Source organism: Faecalimonas umbilicata (genome assembly GCF_004346095.1).
GTDB lineage: Bacteria > Bacillota > Clostridia > Lachnospirales > Lachnospiraceae > Faecalimonas > Faecalimonas umbilicata.
This window is the reverse complement of record NZ_SLZV01000027.1, coordinates 14944-35937: the sequence shown is the minus strand read 5'-3', so window position 1 is coordinate 35937 and position 20994 is coordinate 14944. Positions and strand designations below refer to the sequence as shown.

The window sequence follows — 20994 nt, the reverse complement described above, 5'->3', positions numbered from 1 at the left end:
CTGGAAACAGAAGGGAAAATGAAATGTCAACGGAATTAGAAAAGTATTATAATAAATTTTGTGAAGAAAAACGTCTGACGAGAAGACACGGAAAGGTAGAATATATTACCTCGATGAAATATATCCATAAATATCTGGAAGGAAAAGAAGGAGCAAGGATTCTGGATGTGGGCGCCGGGACCGGAAGGTATTCGGTGCAGCTTGCAGAGGAAGGGTATGATGTGACGGCAGTAGAGCTTGTCAAATACAATCTTGGAATTTTAAAATCAAAGGGAAGCAGTGTGAAAGCTTATCAGGGGACTGCATTGAATCTGTCCCGGTTTGCTTCCGATTCTTTTGATATGGTGCTTGTATTTGGGCCAATGTATCATCTGTATACGATGGAGGATAAGGTCGAAGCGCTTGCCGAGGCAAAGCGCGTAGTGAAACCGGACGGGGTGGTACTTGTCTCTTATTGTATGAATGAATACAGCATTCTGACTTATGGGTTTAAAGAAGGACATATCCGGGAAAGCATTGCCTCCGGGAAGGTCAGCGAAGAGTTTCATGTACAGGCAGAGCCGGAGGATCTATATGATTATGTACGTCTGGAGGATATTGCTGCGATCAATGCAGGGGCAGGCATGAAACGGATTGAGATTATTGCTGCAGATGGTCCGGCAAATTATATGCGGCAGATTTTAAATGCGATGGACGATGAGACTTACCAGACGTTTATTGAATATCATCTAAAGACGTGTGAGCGCCCGGAATTGCTTGGTGCGAGCGCGCATACACTTGATATTTTGCAGATAGAGGAAGAAGGGGATTTCATAAAATAGATGAAGGCAGATGTAAAGAAAGACGGAAAATTATTTTTGGCGGAAGTGTCAGACAAGCTGCGTGACAGACTTGCAAAGCTTGCAGAGACACTTCTTGCGGGGCAGCAGGAAATTGAAAACATGCATGCATATTACTGGGAGAATTACACAGAGATGGACCAGTATGGGTATGAAGATTTTGACAATCAACAGGCACTGCTGCATCAGATCAATGCAAACAACGAATCACAGCTTTTATATCAGCGCTTTCAGAAGATGGCAGATGCCCCATTTTTTGGCAGAGTGGATTTTTTGTATGACGGGGATGAGGAAGCGGAGATTTTTTATATCGGCATTGGAAATTTTGCGGAGCGCACAGGAGCGATTCCGCTGATCTATGACTGGAGAGCCCCGGTGAGCGGACTGTTCTATGACTATGATAAAGGTCCTGCTTCTTATGAAGCGCCAGGCGGGACGATGGAAGGAGCTATTGAGGCAAAATGGCAGTACAAGATCCAGGGTGGAAAGATGATCTATGGATTTGAGAGCGATGTAAAAATCGATGATGATATTTTAAAGAAGGAACTTGGGCAGAATGGGGACGTACAGTTAAAAAACATTGTCCGTACGATCCAGAAGGAGCAAAATGATATTATCCGCAATACAAAAGATAAGATTTTAGTTATTCAGGGAGCAGCAGGAAGCGGAAAAACTTCGGTGGCATTGCATCGGATTGCCTATCTGCTGTATCATGACAGAGAACACTTAAAATCATCTAATATTCTTGTACTGTCGCCAAGCGGTGTGTTTTCAGACTATATTTCTCATATTTTGCCGGAACTTGGGGAAGAAAATATCCGTGAGATGAGTTTTGATCTGTTTGCTTATCAGGAATTAAAAGGAATCGTTCCAGATTGTGAGGATCGCTACCATCAGATAGAACGGCAGATGGAAGGAATGAGCAAAGAGGCACAGGCGCGTTATGAGCTGAAGCAGTCTCAGGCATATATCGGAACAGTGGAAGGATTCCTCGCAGGACTGGAGGAAGATCTTGTAGAACTAAAGGAGTTCGAGTGGCGCCAGATGAAAAAAACAGAGGAAGAACTGATCGAGCTATTTTACTTTAAATTTCAGGAAATTCCGCTTTTGGAGCGGATGTATGCAGTTATGGATTATGTGGTAGATGAGTTTGAAACACTGTATGACAGAGACTTAAGTGAAGAAGAGCTGGCAGCTGTGCGAGAGAAATTTGACCAGATGTATGTGACGAGGGATGTGTACCGGATCTATAACTGGTTCTTAGAAGAAAATGGATGGGAGCAGTTGCCGGATGTACCTTATGAGAGCCGTATGCTCTCCTATGAAGATGTATTTCCGGTGCTGTATTTGAAATACCGGTTAAGTGGCAAGGCAAAGCATAAGCAGATCAAGCATCTGGTCATCGATGAAATGCAGGATTACTCTTATCTCCAGTATGCTATTTTAGAGACATTGTTCTCCTGCAGGATGACGATTTTGGGAGACCGGGCTCAGACGATGGATGGCAAGATCCAGGATGTGCTTACATTTCTTCCGAAGATTTTCGGAAAAGAAATCCGTACGATCATTATGAACAAGAGCTACCGAAATACGATTGAAATTGCACGTTATGCAGAACAGATTACAAATGTGACCGGATTGGAATTTCTTGAGCGCCACGGGAAGGCAGTGGAGGAAAAAACGGTTTCAGGTATCGTTGGAGCGCTCCGGGACATCGAGGGACATCTGCACTTAAGAAAGGATGGAGTGCAGATCAAAGAAGCTTTTTCTGAAATAGCAGTGGACAGATTGGAGCACACAGAGGATGCTTTCGAGACGGCGGCAATCCTTCTGCGGACGGAAGCGGAGGCGAGGATGGTCTACGAATATCTGAAGGAGCAGCGGGAAGATATTCATTATATTGATCGGGACAGCAGTCATTTTGAAAAGGGAGTGACGGTCACAACTTTCTATCTTGCAAAGGGATTGGAGTTCGATCAAGTATTTGTATTGCGTGAACAGACAGAAAGTGCTTTTGAACGGCAGGCGGACTATATCTGTGCGACAAGGGCGCTGCATGAACTTTATCTGTATTACTTGGAAGAAAAATAAGACAGATGTCGGGAAGTGGGCTTCCTATAGCGAACAATCTGTAAGAAGAACGGGAGAGAAACATGAGAAGAGAAATAGATCTGAAAGAAATATCGGACGGTAGGCTTTATACAGAAAATGACTTGGTGAAAGCAGGATGCGGGGATTGCCAGGGCTGTTCTGCCTGCTGCCGGGGGATGGGAACATCGATTGTGCTGGATCCGCTTGATATTTTTCGGCTGACAACGCAGTTAGAGATGACTTTTGAGCAATTACTGCAAAAGTATGTAGAGCTTAATGTAGTAGATAGTGTAATCTTACCAAACTTAAAAATGACCGGAGCGGAGGAAGCATGTGCTTTTCTCAATGCAGAGGGGAGATGTTCCATTCATCCGCATCGTCCGGGTATTTGTCGTCTGTTCCCGCTTGGAAGATATTATGAGAACCATCGTTTTCAGTATTTTCTGCAAATACACGAATGTCCGAAGGAACCAAAGACGAAAGTGAAAGTAAAGAAGTGGATCGATACCCCGGAATTAAAAAAGAATGAACAGTTTATCAACGCATGGCATGATTTTATATTGGAGATGCAGGACAGACTTTTAAAACTGGGAGATGAAAAGACAAGCCGTGAGAGCAATCTATACCTTTTGCAGGAATTTTTTCTGACACCGTATGAGAAAGAGCGTACATTTTATGAGCAGTTTGCAGAAAGGCTTGCAAGAGCAAAGAAGGTTTTCCGATAGCAGGTTTTTTGACAGAGAACTTTACGGAACGATGATAGGAAGGAGATACGAAGGAAATGGAATATCAGATTAGAAAGGCAAAGCAGTCAGATCTTGCTGCACTTGCCGACGTGGAGGCATGCTGTTTTCCGGTGAGTGAGGCAGCTTCCAAGGAGGCGATCCAGAAGCGCCTGGAGACATTTGGAGACTGTTTCTTTGTGGCAGAGATGCCGCATGGGGAGGTGATTGGTTTCATCAATGGTTGTGTAACAGACCGGACTACCATCTGTGATGAAATGTTTGCAGATGTGACATATCACAGTCCAGAAGGGGCGTATCAGTCTGTGTTTGGACTGGATGTACTCCCACAGTACCAGCGAAGAGGGATTGCAGCAGATCTTATGGAACATCTGATTGCAGATGCATGGAAGCGGGGAAAGAAAGGAATGATCCTTACTTGCAAGGAACGGCTGATTCCGTATTACGAACGGTTTGGATACCGAAATCTTGGAAAGTCACAGTCTGTCCACGGGGGAGCTATCTGGTATGATATGCTCCTAGAAAGAGGTGAAGCGATTGATTAAAACCTATGTAGCGTTTGACCTTGAGACGACCGGACTCAGCGAAGAGAGAGACAGTATTATTGAGATTGGCGCTGTGAAAGTGACAGATGGAAAAGTGACGGATCGTTTCATGGAGTTTTTGAAGCCGGCAGAAGAGATTTCTCCGATGATCACACAAATTACCGGGATCACAAATGAAATGGTGGCACATGCGAGAAATACAAAAGAGGTCATTGATGATTTTATGGGTTTTTGTGGGGAAGAAGTGCTGCTCGGACACAATATTCTGTTTGATTATAAGTTTATGAAACGATATGCTTGTAAGTATCAGCATTCTTTTGAGCGAAGAGGGATAGATACGTTAAAGATTGCCAGAAAAGTGCATAAGGATCTGGAATCAAGGAGTCTCGAAGCATTGTGTGTACACTATCAGATCAAAAATGATGCGGCACACCGGGCATATCACGACGCCCTTGCAACGGCAAAACTATATCACTGCCTGGGGCATTATTTTGAGGAAAAGGAACCAAATCTATTTGTGCCGGAACCACTTTTCTATCAACCGAGAAAAGAACAGCCGGCGACAGAGAAGCAAAAACGGTATTTGGAAAAGTTGTGCGGCTGGCATCGGATTGCGGTCCCGGAGGATCTGGAAGCTATGACAAGAAGTGAGGCATCCAGATTTATTGACCGAGTGATCGCAAAAAGCGGGCGGATGGATCTCGAATAAGAAAACCTGTATTGGATATTGATTTTTCGGACATGATTTTATACAATGAAGGCAGATGATCATTGCAGAAAAATAATCAAAAAAACTGTTATTTTTCTGACAAAAACCTACAATATTCCCTTTAGATGGGAAGTACGTGTAGAAAAGGAGGAAAACATATGGTTCGTGAAATCATGGATTACATTTCATCTTGTGATGAAGCAGTGGGAAAAGCTTTGTATGCAGAGTATCACAGACAGCAGCGGAATCTGGAACTGATCGCGTCTGAAAATATTGTATCCCCGGCAGTGATGCTGGCAATGGGAACGGTTCCGACAAACAAGTATGCAGAAGGGTATCCGGAGAAACGATATTATGGCGGCTGCGAGGAAGTTGACGTATTGGAAGATCTGGCAATTGAGCGGGCAAAGGAGCTGTTTGGTGCAGAACATGCATGTGTGCAGCCGCATTCCGGTGCAAGCGCAAATCTTGCTGTATATCAGGCGTTTTTGGAGCCGGGAGATACGGTAATGGGAATGAACCTTGCACACGGTGGGCACCTGACCCATGGATCTCCGGTCAACATTTCGGGACGTCTGTATCATTTTATTCCGTATAATGTCAATGCCGATGGAGTGCTGGATTACGAAGAGATCAGGCGCCTTGCCCTGAAACATCAACCGAAGATGATCGTCGCGGGCGCTTCAGCATATCCGAGGGAAATCCGGTTTGATCTGTTTGCAGAGATTGCAAAGGAAGTCGGAGCTTATCTTTTCGTGGATATGGCACATATCGCAGGGCTTGTTGCGGCAGGACTTCATCAGAATCCGGTACTCTACGCAGATGTGGTATCGACGACGACGCATAAAACATTGCGAGGACCGCGTGGCGGTATGATCCTCTGTAAAAAGGAGTATGCAAAACAGATTGATAAAGCAATTTTCCCGGGAACACAGGGAGGTCCTCTGATGCATGTGATCGCAGCGAAGGCTGTCTGCTTCGGGGAGGCATTAAAGCCGGAGTTTCGGACGTATCAGGAACAGGTGGTAAAAAATGCAAAAGCATTGTCCTCTGCATTGATGGAAGAGGGATTTCATCTTGTGAGCAACGGAACAGACAATCATCTGATGCTTGTAGATCTGCAAAATATGAACATTACAGGAAAAGAACTTCAGAATCGACTGGACAATGTATATATTACTGTCAATAAAAATGCAGTTCCAAATGATCCGGCCAGTCCATTTGTGACAAGCGGTATCCGAATTGGTACACCTGCAGTTACCACAAGGGGACTTAAGGAAGAGGATATGAAGACCATTAGCCATCTGATCAAACTGACAGTGACAGATTTTGATACGAAGGCGGATGAGATCCGTGCAGCTGTCAATGAGATCTGCAGCCGTTATCCAATCTATGAATAATGAATAATTTGCTGTGCCATACATATACTTAAGATAAAAAGTATGTGTATGGCATTTCCTATGAGTCGAGAGTATGAAAAAGGGACATTTAAACATAAAATGGCGGAAGCGGCAAATCTTCCGAAAGATCTGGCACTGGGACTTCCGGTTGTGCATGTAACTGGGAGATCCGAAGCGTGCGTGGAAAATTACAGAGGGATTTTAGAATATACCGATTCGCTTGTGCGGGTGCAGACAAAGTGTGGGCAGATCCGCTTTACCGGGAAACATCTGCAAATTGAATATTATATGAACGATGAGATGAAGATCACCGGGAGAATTACGGCTATGGAATACGTGTGATCGGGATGTTTCACATTGGTTTCTGAAGCAATCGGAAAATAGTTCCAGGAGGATCCTATGTTTGTTTTACTCATGCGTTATTTGAAAGGTTACCTTCGGATTTGTGTAACCAGCACTTCCCCTGAACGGTTTTTAAACTTATGCCGAAACCGGGGGATTCTTCTGTGGGGGCTGTCCCCGCACGGGAGAGATTATGAAATGTATATCAGCATTCGTGGATTTCGGAAGTTAAAGCCAGTTTTAAAAAAGACAAAGACAAAGGTTACCATTGAGGAACGGTTTGGACTGCCGTTCTTTTTCCATAAATATCGAAAACGAAAAATGTTTTTCTGCGGGGCGGTCGGGTGTGTGATGATTGTTTATCTTCTTTCTCTTTTTATCTGGAATATCCATATAGATGGCAATCAGACGAGAACAGATGAGACGATTCTTGCTTTTCTGGAAGAAAAAAATACGGTACACGGGATGCTTCGAAAAGATGTGGACTGTGAGCAGATCGTAAAGGATATCCGGCAGCAGTTTGACGATATTATCTGGGTATCTGCGTACGTGAAAGGAACAAGACTGATGATTCAGGTGAAGGAAAACAGTGATACGATTACAATGCCTGCCACAGAGATGGAGAAGCCTTCTGATATTGTTGCGGACAAAGACGGGGTTGTAACTGAGATGATCACGCGCAAAGGGGTACCGCTTGTCCACGCCGGGGATGCGGTGAAAAAGGGAGATCTCCTTGTTTCGGGGAGGGTGGAAGTATTAAATGACAGTAAAGAAGTGATTGGTTATCAATATCAGACTGCGGATGCAGATATTTTTGTACAGACGGTCTGTCCATATGAAGAGAAGATGGAGCGCGCTTACGAGAAAAAGATCTATACAGAGAAGGAGCGTCGGAAATACTATCTCAAATGGAACGATATAAAGGTTTCTGTTGGGACGACAAAAAATCAGTATCAACACGCAGAGCGGCTGACAGAGGAGTATCGGTGGACATTAGGAGAACATTTTGTACTTCCGGTTTCTCATGGAATGGAGAGGGAACGAGAGTATCGTCTGAATAAGAAACTATATGGAAAAGAAGAGGTCCAGACGATGCTCAGTGAAAATTTTCACAGATTCTGTGGGGAATTAGAGAAAAAGGGGGTTCAAATTCTTGAAAATAATGTTAAAATACACATAGGTCAAAATCTCGCCACCGCAAAGGGAACATTGACCCTGATCGAACCGGCGGGGGAACAGAGAGAAACCGAAATTATAGAAGTAGAACAAAAAACAGAAGGGGAACAGTAAATGAGTATTCTGGAAGAAATCATAGAAATACCAGTGGAACATGAGCAGAATGTCTTCGGACAGTTTGATGCATTTGCAAAGAAGATCGAGCGGACACTTCATGTGACATTGATCGCAAGAGATGGAAAGGTAAAGATTCTTGGAGATGCAGCGCGTGTAAGTCAGGCAAAGAGGACATTGACGCAGCTGACAGCTCTCTCAGAGAGAGGGAATACAATCACAGAGCAGAATGTAGATTATGCGCTGTCGCTCGTATTGGAAGATCAGGAAGCGGGGATTGTGGAGATTGATAAGGATATCATCTGTCATACACTTCAGGGAAAACCAATCAAACCAAAGACACTCGGACAGAAAAAATATGTAGATGCAATTCGTGATCAGATGATCGTATTCGGACTTGGACCTGCAGGAACTGGAAAGACATACCTTGCGATGGCAATGGCGATCACTGCATTTAAGAACAATGAGGTGGGCAGGATCATCTTGACGAGACCTGCCATCGAGGCAGGAGAAAAACTTGGATTTTTGCCGGGAGATCTGCAGAGCAAGATCGATCCCTATTTAAGACCGCTCTACGATGCACTGTATCAGATCATGGGGGCGGAGAGCTTTTTGAAAAATTCGGAAAAAGGGTTGATTGAAGTGGCTCCCCTCGCCTACATGCGAGGACGTACATTAGATAATGCATTTATTATTCTTGATGAGGCGCAGAATACAACTCCAGCGCAGATGAAGATGTTTCTGACAAGGATTGGGTTTGGATCAAAAGTAGTGATCACCGGAGATTCTACACAGAAGGATCTCCCGGCGGGAACAACCTCCGGGCTTGATGTGGCAGTCAATGTTGTAAAAAATCTGGAGGATATCAGTATCTGCAGATTGACGAGTAAAGATGTTGTCAGACACCCGCTTGTTCAAAAAATCGTCAAGGCATACGAAGAATATGAGAAGAAAAGCAGCGCGAAAAATATAGGAAAAGAACGAAGGAGAAAGAAATAAATGACCGTTTATTTTGAGGAAGAGGGAGCGTATCAGCTCCCGTTTGACTGCAGAAAACTGGCTGAAAAAGTTATCGCCGAGGCAGTGGACTACGAGCAGTGTCCCTATGAAACAGAAGTGAACTTGCTTTTGACGATGAATGAAGAAATTCGTGAAATGAATCGGCAATTTCGGGAAATCGACCGTGCGACGGATGTGTTATCCTTCCCGATGGTTGACTATGGAACTCCAGGAGATTTTGAGTTCCTTGAGGAAGATGACTCTTATTTTCATCCAGAATCAGGAGAACTGATGCTTGGGGATATTGTGATTTCCAAGGAGAAGGTAACTGCACAGGCTGAAGAGTATGGACATACGGAAGAGAGGGAATTTGCCTTTCTTGTGGCACACAGTATGCTGCATCTGTTTGGTTATGACCACATGGAAGAGGATGAACGTGCTGTGATGGAGCAAAAGCAGAGGGAGATCCTTGAGCGGCTCAATATATTAAGATAACAAAAGAGGGATAATATGACGAAACAAATTAATAAAAACAGCGGTTTTCTACTGCAGGGTGCGATCCTTGCAGCAGCAGCCGTCATTGCAAAGATTATTGGAGCAGCCTACAAGATTCCTCTGACAAATATTCTCGGGGATGAAGGAATGGGGTTTTATGGCTATGCGTTTGAGGTCTATGCAATTGCGCTGATCCTTTCCTCCTTTAGTCTGCCGCTTGCAGTCTCAAAGCTTGTGTCTGCCCGTGTGGCAAAAAAGGAATATAAAAATGCGATGGCGATTTTTAAAGGATCTATTCTATTTGCAATCGGTGTAGGGCTCCTTGCTGCACTGGTCGTTTTTTTTGGAGCAGATTTCTTTGCAGATAAGGTAATGGCATCAGCGCCAAGTGCCTATGCACTTAGAGTATTGGCGCCAGGACTGTTTATCGTGGCAGTTATGGGAGTCGTACGAGGATATTTCCAGGGACTCGGTTCGATGATTCCGACAGCGATTTCTCAGGTGATCGAGCAGATCGTCAATGCGATCGTGAGTATTTTAGGAGCAAGCTATCTGCTGAAGGTAGGGGCAGAAGCAGCAAAAAGCAAGAACAGTCCACTGTTAGAACCTGCCTATGGTGCGGCAGGAGGAACGCTCGGTGCAGTCGCCGGGGCATTTGTAAGCCTCCTGTTTGTTCTGTTTGTGTTGTATGCTTACAAGGGAGTGATGAAACGGCAGTTAAAAAGAGATCACGGTACCTCTGTGGAAAGCTATGGAAATATCTATAAGGTATTATTATTTACGATTGCTCCGGTTATTATCAGTACATCGGTTTATAACATCAACCAGATTTTAGATCAGGTAATGTTTAGTAAGATTATGGCGGCGCAGGGACATGCTGTGAAGGATTACATGGCACTGCTCGGAATTTATACCGGAAAATATAATACGCTGATCAATGTTCCGCTTGCTATGGCAAGTGCACTCGGTGTGTCTGCAATCCCAAGTCTCGCTGGAGCGATCGCAGTCGGTGATCGAAAACAGATTTATGGGAAGATCCATCATTCCATCCGCTTCACGATGTTGATCGCAATTCCAAGCTTTGTCGGATTTCTGATGTTGTCATCTCCGCTTATGAATCTGCTCTATGGAGATCAAAGAAAAACTCCTGCGGCGATGTTAAGCCTCGGATCGATTACCGTTGTGCTTTACTGTCTGTCCACGGTACAGAATTCCATCTTGCAGGGTCTTGATAAGATGACAGTGCCGATTCGAAATGCTCTGATTTCTCTTGGAATCCATCTAGTGGCAGTCTTTGTGATGCTTGTGATGTTGAAATGGAATATCTATTCGATTGTTGTCGGAAATATTGTGTTTTCACTCTGCATGTGTATTTTGAATGCACATTCGATCCAGACGGCAGTCGGATACCATCAAGAAGTGAAGCGAACATTTCTGCTTCCTACAATGGCAGCATTTTTGATGGGAGTGGTATCTTATCTGGTATTCAAATTGTTTGATGTTTTGATCGGTGGAAGAGTTTTCCCAATCTTGTTTGCGCTTGTGGCGGCAGTCGGTGTTTACGCAGTGGCACTCATTCTGATCGGAGGACTTACAGAAGAAGAATTGTATGCGATGCCAAAAGGAGATATGCTTGTCAAGATTTTTCGAAAATTACATTTGATGAAAGGGTAGAGAAGAGTGAAACCAGTAAAAAAAGTTGCACTGCTCCATGATCTGTGCGGAGTAGGAAAAGCTGCGATGACAAATATGCTTCCAGTATTAAGTGTGATGGGAATTGAGGCATGTCCGATTCCGACGATGTTATTATCCACCCACACAGGAGGATATGGACAACCTGCGGTTGCCCGCATCTCTCCGGAATATATCAAAGGTTGCGCTGATCATTACTGCGAACAGAATGTGAAGTTCGATATGATCTTCATCGGTTATCTCGGAAATGAGGAACTGGCAGAGTCGGTATTATATTTCGTTTCTTGTTTTCCAGAGGCGATGGTCGTTTTTGATCCGATCATGGGAGATCATGGAAAATATTACAGCAATTTTGATGCCAGCTATGGGGAAGCATTAAAGAAATTAATCCCCTGTGCAGACCTGTTGCTCCCTAATCTGACAGAGAGTTGTCTGCTTGCGGGATATCCATATACGACAGAACTGTCCCGAAAGGATTTGAAAAAAATCTGTGAAACACTGCACGAGCTGGGGGCGAAGCAACTAATCATCACCAGTGTCCCGGATGGCAGAAGTGAGAAGTCCATCCTACTTTTTGAGCAAGGAATGATGACAATGTTGGAGACCACACAGCTTTCGGCAGAATTTCACGGAACCGGAGATGCATTTGATGGAGTCCTGATCGCCAGTATTTTAAAAGGCTATTCTCTTAAAGAGAGTATGATCGAAGCACACCGCTTCGTCTATGCCTGCATGGAGGAGAGCCTGAAAATGGAATATGAAGAAAGAGAAGGGCTGATGATCGAGAAGAATCTGTACATGCTTGTATAAAATAAAAGAAAGAGCGGATACTGTATAAAAAAGGAGTGGCATGGAAATGAAGAAGAGATACAGTATCGGCTTTTTTTGTTTTGCCTGTTGTGCGCTCCTTTTGCTGACTGCCGTCTATCAAATTCGTTACCGAAAGGCTTATGAGGAAGTGGAACGGCTGGAGGCACAGTTGGCAGAAGCGCAGAGACAGAAAGAAAAAAGCATCAGTGCAGATGGAACGGCAAAAAAAGAGAATGGATATTTCCTGAAAGAAAAGAATGGATACCTTGTAGTTTATCTCGCGGACGGAGAGACATTCTATGAGAGTACTGGGATCCGAACAGAGAGTCTTCCCGAAAAACTTCTAGAGGAGATTCGACAGGGAAAATATATCGAAACTACAAAAGAACTTTATGGTTTTTTGGAAAATTATTCCAGTTAGATTCCAGTAGAAAAACAGTAGGAAAACAGCAAAAACAGCCCCTTCCGGCTGGACTTTGTATCAGATATGGTGTATGATATAGAATGGCATGCGGCAAACTCTTGGCGAACCTCTCAGTTTTGTGGCATGCCGTTTCAGGCAAATGAGAAAGAACAGTGAGGTAAAGAGATGTTAGAAGAGAAGATTCAGAGAATCAATGAATTATATCGAAAATCTAAGGCAGAAGGATTGACAGAAGCTGAACTAAAAGAGCAGAAGATCCTTCGCGCAGAATATATTGAGGCTTTCAAGCGAAACTTACGGGGACAGCTTGATAACATTTCCATCAAAGAACCAGATGGAAGCATTACGAATCTTGGAGAGAAATATGGAAAAAAAGCCGCGAACAAAAAAGGACATTAGAAGACAGATCCTTGCAGTGAGGCGGACACTCCCTGTGGAGGAGGCAAAAGAAAAGAGCAGAGAAATCTTTCAGAAAGTAACTGCACATCCATGGTACATAGAGGCAGATACTGTTTTCTGCTATGCAAGTCATGACGGAGAAGTCCGGACAAGAGAACTGATGGATCAGATTCTTGCAGATGGAAAACGGCTTGCGCTTCCGCGTGTGGAAGGAAGAGAGATGACATTTTATGAAGTAAGAGAGCCGGATCGTCTGGAGGAAGGTGCCTATGGGATTGAGGAGCCATTGCCTGAAAATCCCGTGCGAAAGGAGCACAGCGAAAAGGCTTTGATGATCATTCCGGGAATAGTATTTGACCGCAGGCTGCACCGGATTGGATATGGCGGTGGGTTTTATGACCGGTATCTTGCCGGTGACGCACCATTTCATACAATGGCAGTTGCATATGAATGTCAGTGTATCTTAGGAGAGTTACCATTTGAAAGTCATGATCTGTGTCCAGAGGTACTGGTCACAGAAAGAGAGATTTATCAAAGATAGAAAAGAGGTGGAGGTATGCTTACAGGACTTCCAAAAGACCCGATATTATTATTGAGTGTGGTCAATACAAAATTACGAGATGAATACAAGAATCTAGATGCACTCTGTGAAGATCTTTCTGTGGAGAAGGAAAAATTGACAGAAACCTTAAAGGCAATCGATTATCTATACGATGCCGCGCAGAATCAGTTTATATAGAAACAAAACGATGTTGGCAATTTTACGAGAAAAGAACCTTAGGAGGTAGAAATATGAATGTATGCGAGTGTGTGATTTCTTGTAAATCCGGAGATCAGGTAATATATCGAGGAGTGAAAAAAGAAGATGCAGAAGCACTTTATCAGCATCAGTGTACGATTGCGCAGGAAACGTATTTTACATCCCTCTATCCTGAGGAGCTTCTCTACAATATCGAAAGGAAAGTGGAAAGAATCAAGGAAATTCAGAGCCATCCAGTCCATTTTCAGATTGTTGCAATTAACGATGGGAAGATTGTTGGTCAGGCAGAAGTGCGTGTAGTCAAGAACCATTTGAAATATAAGCATCGGGCGAATATAGGAATTTCTATTGACAGAGATCACTGGGGGATGGGAATTGGAAGCAGCCTGATGAAACTTGCGCTGCATCAGGCAAAAGAGAATGGGCTTGAGCAAATGGAACTTGGTGTTTATGCAGATAATGAACGGGCGATCCATCTGTACCAGAAGTATGGATTTGAGCAGTGCGGAATCTGGAAGAATGCGTTCAAATTAAAAGATGGTACATACCGAGATGAAATTCTAATGAGTAAAATTCTTTAAGAATCTCCTGCGACTGCTGCCCAGTAGTCAAATCCAAGGATACTTTCCCATCGGCGGACTTCAACAGTTCCGCCGATTTTTATGTTCTGATAGGTAGATTTGCTTACTTGAAGCCGCTCTGTTTTCCCTTGCCGTTCGGCATAGACGTAATAATAATCATATACAACTCTATAACCAGATTTCCCAGATTCTTTTTCCAAAACAATCAAATGTTCCGTGTTCGCAGGTGTAAATGTCAGGATTCGGTTGACCGGAAGCACAAGTACGATCCCAAGAATAAGCGCAGAGAGCACGACAGAAACTGTACGCATCCAGTGCTGCTTCAATTTTTTCTTATACTGATGAACAGCAAATGGAAGCAAGAGGAGGACTGCAAAGAAACATGCATACAGATACAGTTGCCAGTCACTGCACATAAAAAGGTAATATATATAGTTGATAGAGAAAAACAGTGTGAAAAATCCGCCCATGACAGGGAGAGGGAGGATGTAGTAATCTAATTCACTGTCCGGTTTCTCGTAAGGCAACAAGTGTCCCTGAAGAAGATAAATATACGGATAAAAATGGATATACACAAACCATAAAGTGACAAGGATCAAAACTGGTGCGAGAAAATATAATTTTCCCTCTAAAAATGAGCTGAAGATCCCGGCGGGAATGAAAAGCCACCCAAGGATCCGCAGCCGTTTTCTTACTTTTTTAATCGTATCCAGAGAGACACTTTCCCGGAATTGTTCCAAAGTTGTCTGTGCATGGAGCTCGAAAAGACAACTGCACTTCGTCAAAAATGGAAGTGCTGGAAGATACCGGAAAACATCATCACCATCTGTAAGCAGAGCAGTGATATCCAGAATAGGAATTGCATAGGTCTCCAACAGCATTCGCACTTTTTCAAAGTCTTTATCATCTTCCTTGATTTCACAAATCCGTTTTCTACTTTTGGAAATCAGAATGTAGTGTGACGGTTCTGTTTTTTGTGTGCGTGCCAAAGAGGTCTTGCCAGAATCAGAATTTGAAAGATCCCGCAGATCGACACGCATCAGACATTCGATTTCTGTCCAGAAAATTGTATATATTCGCTGAAATGGAGCATGGATACAGATCCCTTCTTCGGTATACAAAATTTTTTTGCCCAATAGGAACAGCTGTACAAAAAGAAGGATACTGGCGGGAAAGAAGATAATACATGAAAGAAGAAAACAGATGAGATTCCCCGAAACACATCCTGCCAGTGTGAAAAAAAGTCCGAGCAACAGATATAAAATTGCGAGAAACAGAAGTAATTTTTTTCGGGTTTTGATCGGTTTTGTCATGAGAGATCTCCTCCATATGTATAGTAGTTATTTTAGATTGATTGTATCATGAGCGAAAAATCTTTACAAGCGGCGAAAAGACGGCAAAAAGCAAAAAGAACATTTAATCTCATATGAGAAGTATGTTATACTATGTGCATGAAAGAAAACTATACACTAGAAGAACGGAGAATTGTAATGGAGATTAAAGAAATACTACAAAATCAAGAATCTCAGGCTGCTATGAAACAGCTGATGTCAGATGAAATTATGAATTTGATCCATGAAAATATGAAACCGAGAGATACCATCATGGCCTATTATCGCTGCGCGATTATGGAAGTAGAAACAAAATTCAAAGTGCTAAATGAACAATTTTCACTGGAATATGACCGAAATCCAATTGAATCGATAAAGTCTAGAACAAAATCGATGGAAAGTCTTGCAAAAAAAATAAGGGATCGGAACATTCCGAGCTCTTTGGAAGCCATTGAGGAAAATATCAATGATATTGCAGGAGTCAGAGTGATCTGTTCGTTTTGTGAAGATATTTATATGCTGGCAAATTGTCTGCTGAAGCAGGATGATATTACATTGATTGAAATCAAAGACTATATTAAAAAACCTAAGCCGAATGGATATCGCTCCCTGCACCTGATCATCTCTGTACCTATTTTCTTAAAAGATGAGAAAAGAGATATGAAAGTAGAAGTACAATTGCGGACAATTGCCATGGATTTTTGGGCGAGTCTTGAACACAAGATCAGATATAAGAAAAATCTTTCCGAGGACTTGCAGAAGGAGTTGGCAGAGGAATTATTGTATTGTGCAAATCAAAGTGCAGAATTGGATATGAAAATGCAAAAAATTCGAAACAAGATATAGGAAGAATCTATGTCTGCATGATAGTTGGAACAATTTTGCTTGCGATTTTGTGAAAACTTTGAAAAATTGTTCCGGTGAAAAGAAAAAATTGTTCTTGTATGTATGAAAAAAAAAGAGTTATAATAGTCGGGTGTCTGCTTAAAGGAATGCAAGAGAATGATAAAACTGCAGAGGAAGCAGCATAAAAAGAAAACAAAAGAGAAAGGAAAAATTATGCAAGATACCCAGAAAACAAAATTATTTGAAGAAACAGCGATCCCGAAGGCGGTGGCACAGCTGGCGGTTCCGACGATCTTAAGTTCGCTTGTCATGGTGATCTATAACCTTGCAGATACTTATTTTGTCGGGATGTTGAACAATTCAACACAGAATGCAGCAGTTACACTGGCAGGACCGGTGCTTTTGGCATTTAATGCGGCAAATAACTTATTTGGCGTTGGAAGTTCCAGTATGATGAGCCGCTCGCTTGGGAAAAAGGATTATAACACATTGAAAAAAAGTTCTGCATTTGGATTTTACTGTGCATTGATCTGTGGTGCAATTTTTGCACTGTTATGTACCGTGTTCAAAGATCCGCTGCTTGTAATGCTTGGAGCAGATGCGAAAACAGCGGCAGCAACGGGGGCTTATATGCGATGGACGGTTACATTCGGTGCAGTTCCTGCAATTTTAAATGTTGTGATGGCATATTTGTTCCGTGCGGAGGGTGCTTCTCTTCATGCCAGTATCGGAACAATGAGCGGATGTCTTTTAAACATTGTGTTAGATCCGATCTTTATCCTTCCATGGGGACTGGATATGGGGGCGGAAGGTGCCGGACTTGCGACATTTATCTCAAACTGTGTGGCATGTCTCTACTTCTTTGTGCTGATGTATAAAAGACGCGGAAAGACACTTGTCTGCATCCATCCGTCACAGTTTGGATTCCAGAAAGCAATCGTATTTGGTGTATGCGGAGTCGGAATTCCTGCTGCGATACAGAATCTCTTAAATGTAACCGGAATGACGATTCTAAACAATTTTACTTCTGCTTTCGGATCTGAGGCTGTTGCGGCGATGGGAATTACACAGAAAGTCAACATGGTTCCGATGTATATTGCGATGGGACTTTCACAGGGAATTATGCCGCTGATCAGTTACAATTATGCCAGTGGAAATCATAAGAGAATGAAACATACGGTCCTTTTTAGCGCGGCGCTTTCGGTTGGATTTATGATTCCGGTTGCGACCCTTTATTATTTGTTCTCTGGACCACTGACAAGTCTGTTCATCGGAAATGAGGCGATCATTGCGTATGGAGCAAGCTTTTTAAGAGGATTCTGTCTGAGTCTCCCATTTATGTGTATCGATTTCCTCGCAGTTGGAGTTTTCCAGTCTGTAGGAATGGGAAAAGAATCATTGATTTTCTGCATTATGAGAAAAATCGTGCTGGAAATTCCGGCATTGTATATCTTAAACAAAGTATTTCCGCTTTATGGACTTGCTTACGCACAGTTCATTGCAGAATTTGTACTTGCAGGTGCGGCGATATTCGTCCTTACAAGGCTGTTTAAGAAAATCGAAAAAAATGGTGTCGCAGTCTCATAGGAGTCAGAATACCTATGGAAGGACACCATAAAATCTAATCACATTTCACTGTGATCATAGTAATGTAATCGTTTTTATCTTTGATGGACATTTCATTTAATCCTTCTTCGTAAGCATAACCGGTGAGTGTGAGTTGATGCGCGCGTGCATATGAAAGAATGGATTGGTAAATAGCCGGAAGCTGCTCCCACCTGCCGATACAATATGCTCTCAGATAGCTTCCAGCCGGAAGGACTACGTCATATGTCTTTGAACCATGTGGGCAGTAAGCGAAAAAAGAATCGTAACGGTGAAAACAATTTTTTTCAATCTGTTCCATCGAGATTCGACTTCCAAAATTGTCATAAAGATGAAAAAGAGTTTTGAGGCGGAGAGAAAACTCTGCCGCAACAGAGAAATCTTCTTCATCATAATCTCCGGAGATTGGTGCAGAGAGCACAAGCTTCCGTTCGGGAAGCGTGCATCGCTCAATCTTACCGTGTTTGGATTGCATGCCGATTTTTAACCGTTCTGCTTTTTGTTCTAAAAAAGATTGTACGGATAAGAGCTGATTGATGGATTCATCGATCAGCTTTTTCTTTTTGATCATCATCTGGGAGAACGATTCATCCGATGGTGTTGTCACATATTCCCGGATTTCATCCAGGGAAAGTCCTATTTTTCGCAAAGTAAGAATGAGTTCCAATTGTGCAAATTGGAAACAAGTGTAGTAATGGTATCCATTTTCTCCAATGACTTCCGGACAAAATAATCCAATTTCATTATAATAATGCAAAGTTCGCTTGTTGATACCAGTGAATTTTGCGAATTCTCCGGAAGAATATAAATATTTTTTATGATTCATAAAAACACCTCTTGACTGTACAGTTACTGTACATTCTATAATACACGAGAGGAAAAGAGAAAGCAATCACAAGAAGGAGGATATGATGGAATTTACACTTGCAAATGAACAGCAATGGGCAAATATAAAGGAGATTTACTTGGAAGCATTTCCAAAGCAGGAGAGAAAACCGTATTTTATACTGAGAAGGTCTGTGAAAAAGGGAAAAGCAGTTGTGATGACAGCGACAGAGGGAGGAGAACTTTTAGGATTTACCGTACTGATTCCGTACAAAGATATGGTTATGGTTGATTATCTGGCAGTATCTTCAAAAATACGGAGCAAAGGTACTGGAAGTTATATTATGCAAAATGTATGTAGGCATTATGCCGGAAAGAAAATCATTCTTTTGATCGAGCGGTTAGATGACCAGGCACAAAACAGAGAGCAAAGAGTTGCACGAAGAAGATTTTATCTCAAAAATGGATTCACTTCTTCTGATATTTTTATTGAAGGAGTGAGTGGAGAGTTGGAAGTATTAAATTATAGAGGCAAAGTTTCACAGGAAGATTATATTTGTCTGCAAAAATATGCGCTTGGAAAATTGCTTTTTAAATTATCTAAAATCAAGATTGTAAAATAGAAGATACAAACAGGGTTGCGACAGTAGTGCAGCAACCCTGTTTCTTTTTTAAGCAGTTTCAGTATTTTGAAGATTTTGTGCTTTGATCCGTGCGATCTCTGTTTGGATTTCTTCCATTTTCTCTTTTGTTAAAGGATAGTATTTCATTGCAATCAGATTACAAATCAATCCGAGAATTACGATTCCATAGCATAAGAATACTCCTACATAATGCAAAGAAGGTGTATACGGTGTATTTACGTCTGGAAGGGTATCTTTAAATCCTATCATTGCAAATAACAATCCTGCGATCAATGGAGCAAGGGAGGAAATCAATTTGTCAACAAAGCTGAACAGAGTTCCCATCAGTCCCGGAACGTAACGGCCGGAGCGGTATACTTCGTAATCGGCACAATCTGCTGTCATTGGAATTACGATATTTCCAGAAAGTCCGGTAAATCCCGTTGCAGCAATGGAAAGAACGATATGTAAAATCGTGAAGACTCCAAATGCAAGACCGCCTTTTGCGTTTACCATTGTTGTAGCATCTCCAAAGAGCCAGAGGAGTGCAAGCAGTACGTTCATGACAATTCCACCGATACTTCCGATCAGCATTCCTTTGCGCTGTCCTAAGCGGGTGGCGAGTGTACCGATACCGAACATCATCAGAATCATAGCAGGAATTGTGATATAGCCCATGACCGTTCCGCTGATTGCAAAATTGCCGGCAACAATTCCGAACATGACAATCTGAACAGTTGTTGTGCGGGCATTTCCTGCAAGTTTGTCTGTGGAAGCTGCCACGACAAGCATTTGGATCGCTCTGTTGTGTTTTAAGATATCCCAGTAATCCTTTGCACGGATTCGCTCAGCTTTTCCAGTTCCGAAAAATTCTGTGCGATCTTTTGGAGCGATGGAAATGACTGCGATCACGGTTGCAATTGCACTTCCGATCGCTGTGATCAGCCACAGATCGTGAAAGAGATCGATGCTGTAGAAAGAACCATATTTTGTACTGAGCTTTGCCGCTACAACCGCCATGAGTGTCCATAACAAAGAGTTGTAAACACCATCAAAAATGGAAAACAGAGGTCTCTGTTTCGGATCGTTTGTAAGACAAGTCTGTGCTGATTTTGTCACGACACACTGGAAGGTGTATCCGATATAGTAAATTGCGGAAATTACAATGAAAAACCCAAATCGAATTGTTGTGTTTTCCGGAAGCCGATGTGTAACGTGGAAGAGAATGAAGCTCATCGCACAGAGGATTATCTGTCCGATAATCATAAATGGGCGGTTCTTCCCAAATTTACCATTGGTCTTGTCTACAAAATATCCAATAAACGGATCTGTGACACCATCCCAGACTCTCATTGCCATAGAAAAACTAGATGCTGTTACGACGGCAACACCTACAAATCCTGTCAGATAGTAGGCGACATAGCCCATTAAGAATAGATACATATTTGTTGCCAGATTATTTGCGGCGAATCCGGCAATACGCCATAGCGGAACCCGGTGGATTCCATTTTCTCCGTAATACTTTGAATTTGCTTTTGTCATAATGTTCCTCCTTTGCGAACGACGATTTTTCCTTATTGTATCATTGAAAACCAAATGACAATAGAAAAAAATATAGGATTTATAGTAAAATATATATAAAAAT

General features: G+C 42.5%; 23 protein-coding genes. 20 read left to right on the top strand and 3 right to left on the bottom strand.

The features are described from left to right. Positions 1–23: 23 nt before the first annotated feature. The 17 genes from EDD74_RS11965 to EDD74_RS11885 all read left to right on the top strand — a co-directional run bounded on the left by EDD74_RS11965 (position 24) and on the right by EDD74_RS11885 (position 14119). Positions 24–821 (top strand): class I SAM-dependent methyltransferase, encoded by a 798-nt coding sequence (locus tag EDD74_RS11965; protein WP_116442147.1) that lies wholly within the window; start codon positions 24–26, stop codon positions 819–821. Then, on the top strand, positions 822–2930 hold the full coding sequence (locus EDD74_RS11960; RefSeq protein WP_116442148.1) for a HelD family protein: 2109 nt from the start codon (positions 822–824) through the stop codon (positions 2928–2930). Between the two features lie 62 nt (positions 2931–2992). Then, a complete protein-coding gene (locus EDD74_RS11955) occupies positions 2993–3655 on the top strand; it encodes a YkgJ family cysteine cluster protein (protein WP_116442149.1) in 663 nt (220 codons plus the stop codon). Positions 3656–3711: 56 nt separating this feature from the next. Further along, the gene (locus tag EDD74_RS11950) at positions 3712–4218 is read left to right on the top strand and encodes a GNAT family N-acetyltransferase (protein ID WP_116442150.1); all 507 of its coding nucleotides are present in this window, start codon (positions 3712–3714) and stop codon (positions 4216–4218) included. Next, positions 4211–4927 (top strand): 3'-5' exonuclease, encoded by a 717-nt coding sequence (locus EDD74_RS11945; protein ID WP_008975767.1) that lies wholly within the window; start codon positions 4211–4213, stop codon positions 4925–4927. Before EDD74_RS11950 ends, EDD74_RS11945 begins: the two co-directional genes overlap by 8 nt. A 158-nt stretch (positions 4928–5085) precedes the next feature. Continuing rightward, positions 5086–6327, top strand: coding sequence for a serine hydroxymethyltransferase (locus EDD74_RS11940; RefSeq protein WP_116442151.1), 1242 nt, complete (start codon positions 5086–5088; stop codon positions 6325–6327). Between the two features lie 48 nt (positions 6328–6375). Then, positions 6376–6669, top strand: coding sequence for a YabP/YqfC family sporulation protein (locus EDD74_RS11935; RefSeq protein WP_008975765.1), 294 nt, complete (start codon positions 6376–6378; stop codon positions 6667–6669). Between the two features lie 57 nt (positions 6670–6726). Beyond that, a complete protein-coding gene (locus EDD74_RS11930) occupies positions 6727–7959 on the top strand; it encodes a sporulation protein YqfD (RefSeq protein ID WP_116442152.1) in 1233 nt (410 codons plus the stop codon). Then, positions 7960–8958 (top strand): PhoH family protein, encoded by a 999-nt coding sequence (locus EDD74_RS11925; RefSeq protein ID WP_008975763.1) that lies wholly within the window; start codon positions 7960–7962, stop codon positions 8956–8958. After that, positions 8959–9453, top strand: coding sequence for an rRNA maturation RNase YbeY (gene ybeY / locus EDD74_RS11920; protein WP_008975762.1), 495 nt, complete (start codon positions 8959–8961; stop codon positions 9451–9453). Positions 9454–9468: 15 nt separating this feature from the next. After that, entirely contained in the window at positions 9469–11127 is a 1659-nt protein-coding gene (locus tag EDD74_RS11915; protein WP_008975761.1) for a putative polysaccharide biosynthesis protein, read from the top strand. A gap of 6 nt (positions 11128–11133) precedes the next feature. Further along, positions 11134–11955: a pyridoxamine kinase gene (locus EDD74_RS11910; protein ID WP_116442153.1), complete on the top strand. Its 822-nt coding sequence runs from the start codon at positions 11134–11136 to the stop codon at positions 11953–11955. A 46-nt stretch (positions 11956–12001) separates the two neighbouring features. After that, entirely contained in the window at positions 12002–12376 is a 375-nt protein-coding gene (locus EDD74_RS11905; RefSeq protein ID WP_009261790.1) for a hypothetical protein, read from the top strand. Positions 12377–12544: 168 nt separating this feature from the next. Continuing rightward, on the top strand, positions 12545–12778 hold the full coding sequence (locus tag EDD74_RS11900) for a DUF896 domain-containing protein (RefSeq protein ID WP_008975758.1): 234 nt from the start codon (positions 12545–12547) through the stop codon (positions 12776–12778). Continuing rightward, on the top strand, positions 12744–13319 hold the full coding sequence (locus EDD74_RS11895) for a 5-formyltetrahydrofolate cyclo-ligase (RefSeq protein WP_009261791.1): 576 nt from the start codon (positions 12744–12746) through the stop codon (positions 13317–13319). The genes EDD74_RS11900 and EDD74_RS11895 overlap by 35 nt, the downstream gene beginning before the upstream one ends. Positions 13320–13334: 15 nt before the next feature. Further along, complete coding sequence (locus tag EDD74_RS11890) at positions 13335–13517, top strand: DUF4250 domain-containing protein (protein ID WP_116442154.1); 183 nt, start codon at positions 13335–13337, stop codon at positions 13515–13517. Positions 13518–13570: 53 nt separating this feature from the next. Continuing rightward, positions 13571–14119, top strand: a complete 549-nt coding sequence (locus tag EDD74_RS11885) for a GNAT family N-acetyltransferase (protein ID WP_116442155.1) — start codon at positions 13571–13573, stop codon at positions 14117–14119. On the opposite strand, the gene EDD74_RS11880 is transcribed toward EDD74_RS11885, so the two are convergent. Beyond that, a complete protein-coding gene (locus EDD74_RS11880; RefSeq protein ID WP_116442156.1) occupies positions 14116–15432 on the bottom strand; it encodes a hypothetical protein in 1317 nt (438 codons plus the stop codon). The two genes, EDD74_RS11885 and EDD74_RS11880, sit on opposite strands and share 4 nt — an antisense overlap. A gap of 177 nt (positions 15433–15609) precedes the next feature. Between EDD74_RS11880 and EDD74_RS11875 the strand changes: the two genes are divergently transcribed. Both EDD74_RS11875 and EDD74_RS11870 read left to right on the top strand, forming a co-directional pair. Next, a complete protein-coding gene (locus tag EDD74_RS11875; RefSeq protein WP_016440486.1) occupies positions 15610–16296 on the top strand; it encodes a GTP pyrophosphokinase in 687 nt (228 codons plus the stop codon). A gap of 213 nt (positions 16297–16509) precedes the next feature. Next, complete coding sequence (locus EDD74_RS11870) at positions 16510–17883, top strand: MATE family efflux transporter (RefSeq protein WP_165851634.1); 1374 nt, start codon at positions 16510–16512, stop codon at positions 17881–17883. A gap of 34 nt (positions 17884–17917) precedes the next feature. Here EDD74_RS11870 and EDD74_RS11865 read toward each other — a convergent pair whose 3' ends face one another. Beyond that, positions 17918–18727: a MerR family transcriptional regulator gene (locus EDD74_RS11865; RefSeq protein WP_116442158.1), complete on the bottom strand. Its 810-nt coding sequence runs from the start codon at positions 18725–18727 to the stop codon at positions 17918–17920. Positions 18728–18812: 85 nt separating this feature from the next. Between EDD74_RS11865 and EDD74_RS11860 the strand changes: the two genes are divergently transcribed. Then, positions 18813–19349: a GNAT family N-acetyltransferase gene (locus EDD74_RS11860; RefSeq protein ID WP_016440489.1), complete on the top strand. Its 537-nt coding sequence runs from the start codon at positions 18813–18815 to the stop codon at positions 19347–19349. A gap of 48 nt (positions 19350–19397) precedes the next feature. On the opposite strand, the gene EDD74_RS11855 is transcribed toward EDD74_RS11860, so the two are convergent. Beyond that, a complete protein-coding gene (locus EDD74_RS11855) occupies positions 19398–20891 on the bottom strand; it encodes an MFS transporter (protein WP_008975748.1) in 1494 nt (497 codons plus the stop codon). Between the last annotated feature and the right edge of the window lie 103 nt (positions 20892–20994).

Coding starts and splice junctions, on each gene's coding strand:
- EDD74_RS11915 (WP_008975761.1), top strand. CDS start 9,469: ATGACGAAACAAATTAATAAAAACAGCGGTTTTCTACTGCAGGGTGCG.
- ybeY (WP_008975762.1), top strand. CDS start 8,959: ATGACCGTTTATTTTGAGGAAGAGGGAGCGTATCAGCTCCCGTTTGAC.
- EDD74_RS11865 (WP_116442158.1), bottom strand. CDS start 18,727: ATGAATCATAAAAAATATTTATATTCTTCCGGAGAATTCGCAAAATTC.
- EDD74_RS11940 (WP_116442151.1), top strand. CDS start 5,086: ATGGTTCGTGAAATCATGGATTACATTTCATCTTGTGATGAAGCAGTG.
- EDD74_RS11935 (WP_008975765.1), top strand. CDS start 6,376: ATGGCATTTCCTATGAGTCGAGAGTATGAAAAAGGGACATTTAAACAT.
- EDD74_RS11950 (WP_116442150.1), top strand. CDS start 3,712: ATGGAATATCAGATTAGAAAGGCAAAGCAGTCAGATCTTGCTGCACTT.
- EDD74_RS11880 (WP_116442156.1), bottom strand. CDS start 15,432: ATGACAAAACCGATCAAAACCCGAAAAAAATTACTTCTGTTTCTCGCA.
- EDD74_RS11895 (WP_009261791.1), top strand. CDS start 12,744: ATGGAAAAAAAGCCGCGAACAAAAAAGGACATTAGAAGACAGATCCTT.
- EDD74_RS11930 (WP_116442152.1), top strand. CDS start 6,727: ATGTTTGTTTTACTCATGCGTTATTTGAAAGGTTACCTTCGGATTTGT.
- EDD74_RS11885 (WP_116442155.1), top strand. CDS start 13,571: ATGAATGTATGCGAGTGTGTGATTTCTTGTAAATCCGGAGATCAGGTA.
- EDD74_RS11890 (WP_116442154.1), top strand. CDS start 13,335: ATGCTTACAGGACTTCCAAAAGACCCGATATTATTATTGAGTGTGGTC.
- EDD74_RS11905 (WP_009261790.1), top strand. CDS start 12,002: ATGAAGAAGAGATACAGTATCGGCTTTTTTTGTTTTGCCTGTTGTGCG.
- EDD74_RS11925 (WP_008975763.1), top strand. CDS start 7,960: ATGAGTATTCTGGAAGAAATCATAGAAATACCAGTGGAACATGAGCAG.
- EDD74_RS11965 (WP_116442147.1), top strand. CDS start 24: ATGTCAACGGAATTAGAAAAGTATTATAATAAATTTTGTGAAGAAAAA.
- EDD74_RS11870 (WP_165851634.1), top strand. CDS start 16,510: ATGCAAGATACCCAGAAAACAAAATTATTTGAAGAAACAGCGATCCCG.
- EDD74_RS11860 (WP_016440489.1), top strand. CDS start 18,813: ATGGAATTTACACTTGCAAATGAACAGCAATGGGCAAATATAAAGGAG.
- EDD74_RS11855 (WP_008975748.1), bottom strand. CDS start 20,891: ATGACAAAAGCAAATTCAAAGTATTACGGAGAAAATGGAATCCACCGG.
- EDD74_RS11955 (WP_116442149.1), top strand. CDS start 2,993: ATGAGAAGAGAAATAGATCTGAAAGAAATATCGGACGGTAGGCTTTAT.
- EDD74_RS11900 (WP_008975758.1), top strand. CDS start 12,545: ATGTTAGAAGAGAAGATTCAGAGAATCAATGAATTATATCGAAAATCT.
- EDD74_RS11875 (WP_016440486.1), top strand. CDS start 15,610: ATGGAGATTAAAGAAATACTACAAAATCAAGAATCTCAGGCTGCTATG.
- EDD74_RS11960 (WP_116442148.1), top strand. CDS start 822: ATGAAGGCAGATGTAAAGAAAGACGGAAAATTATTTTTGGCGGAAGTG.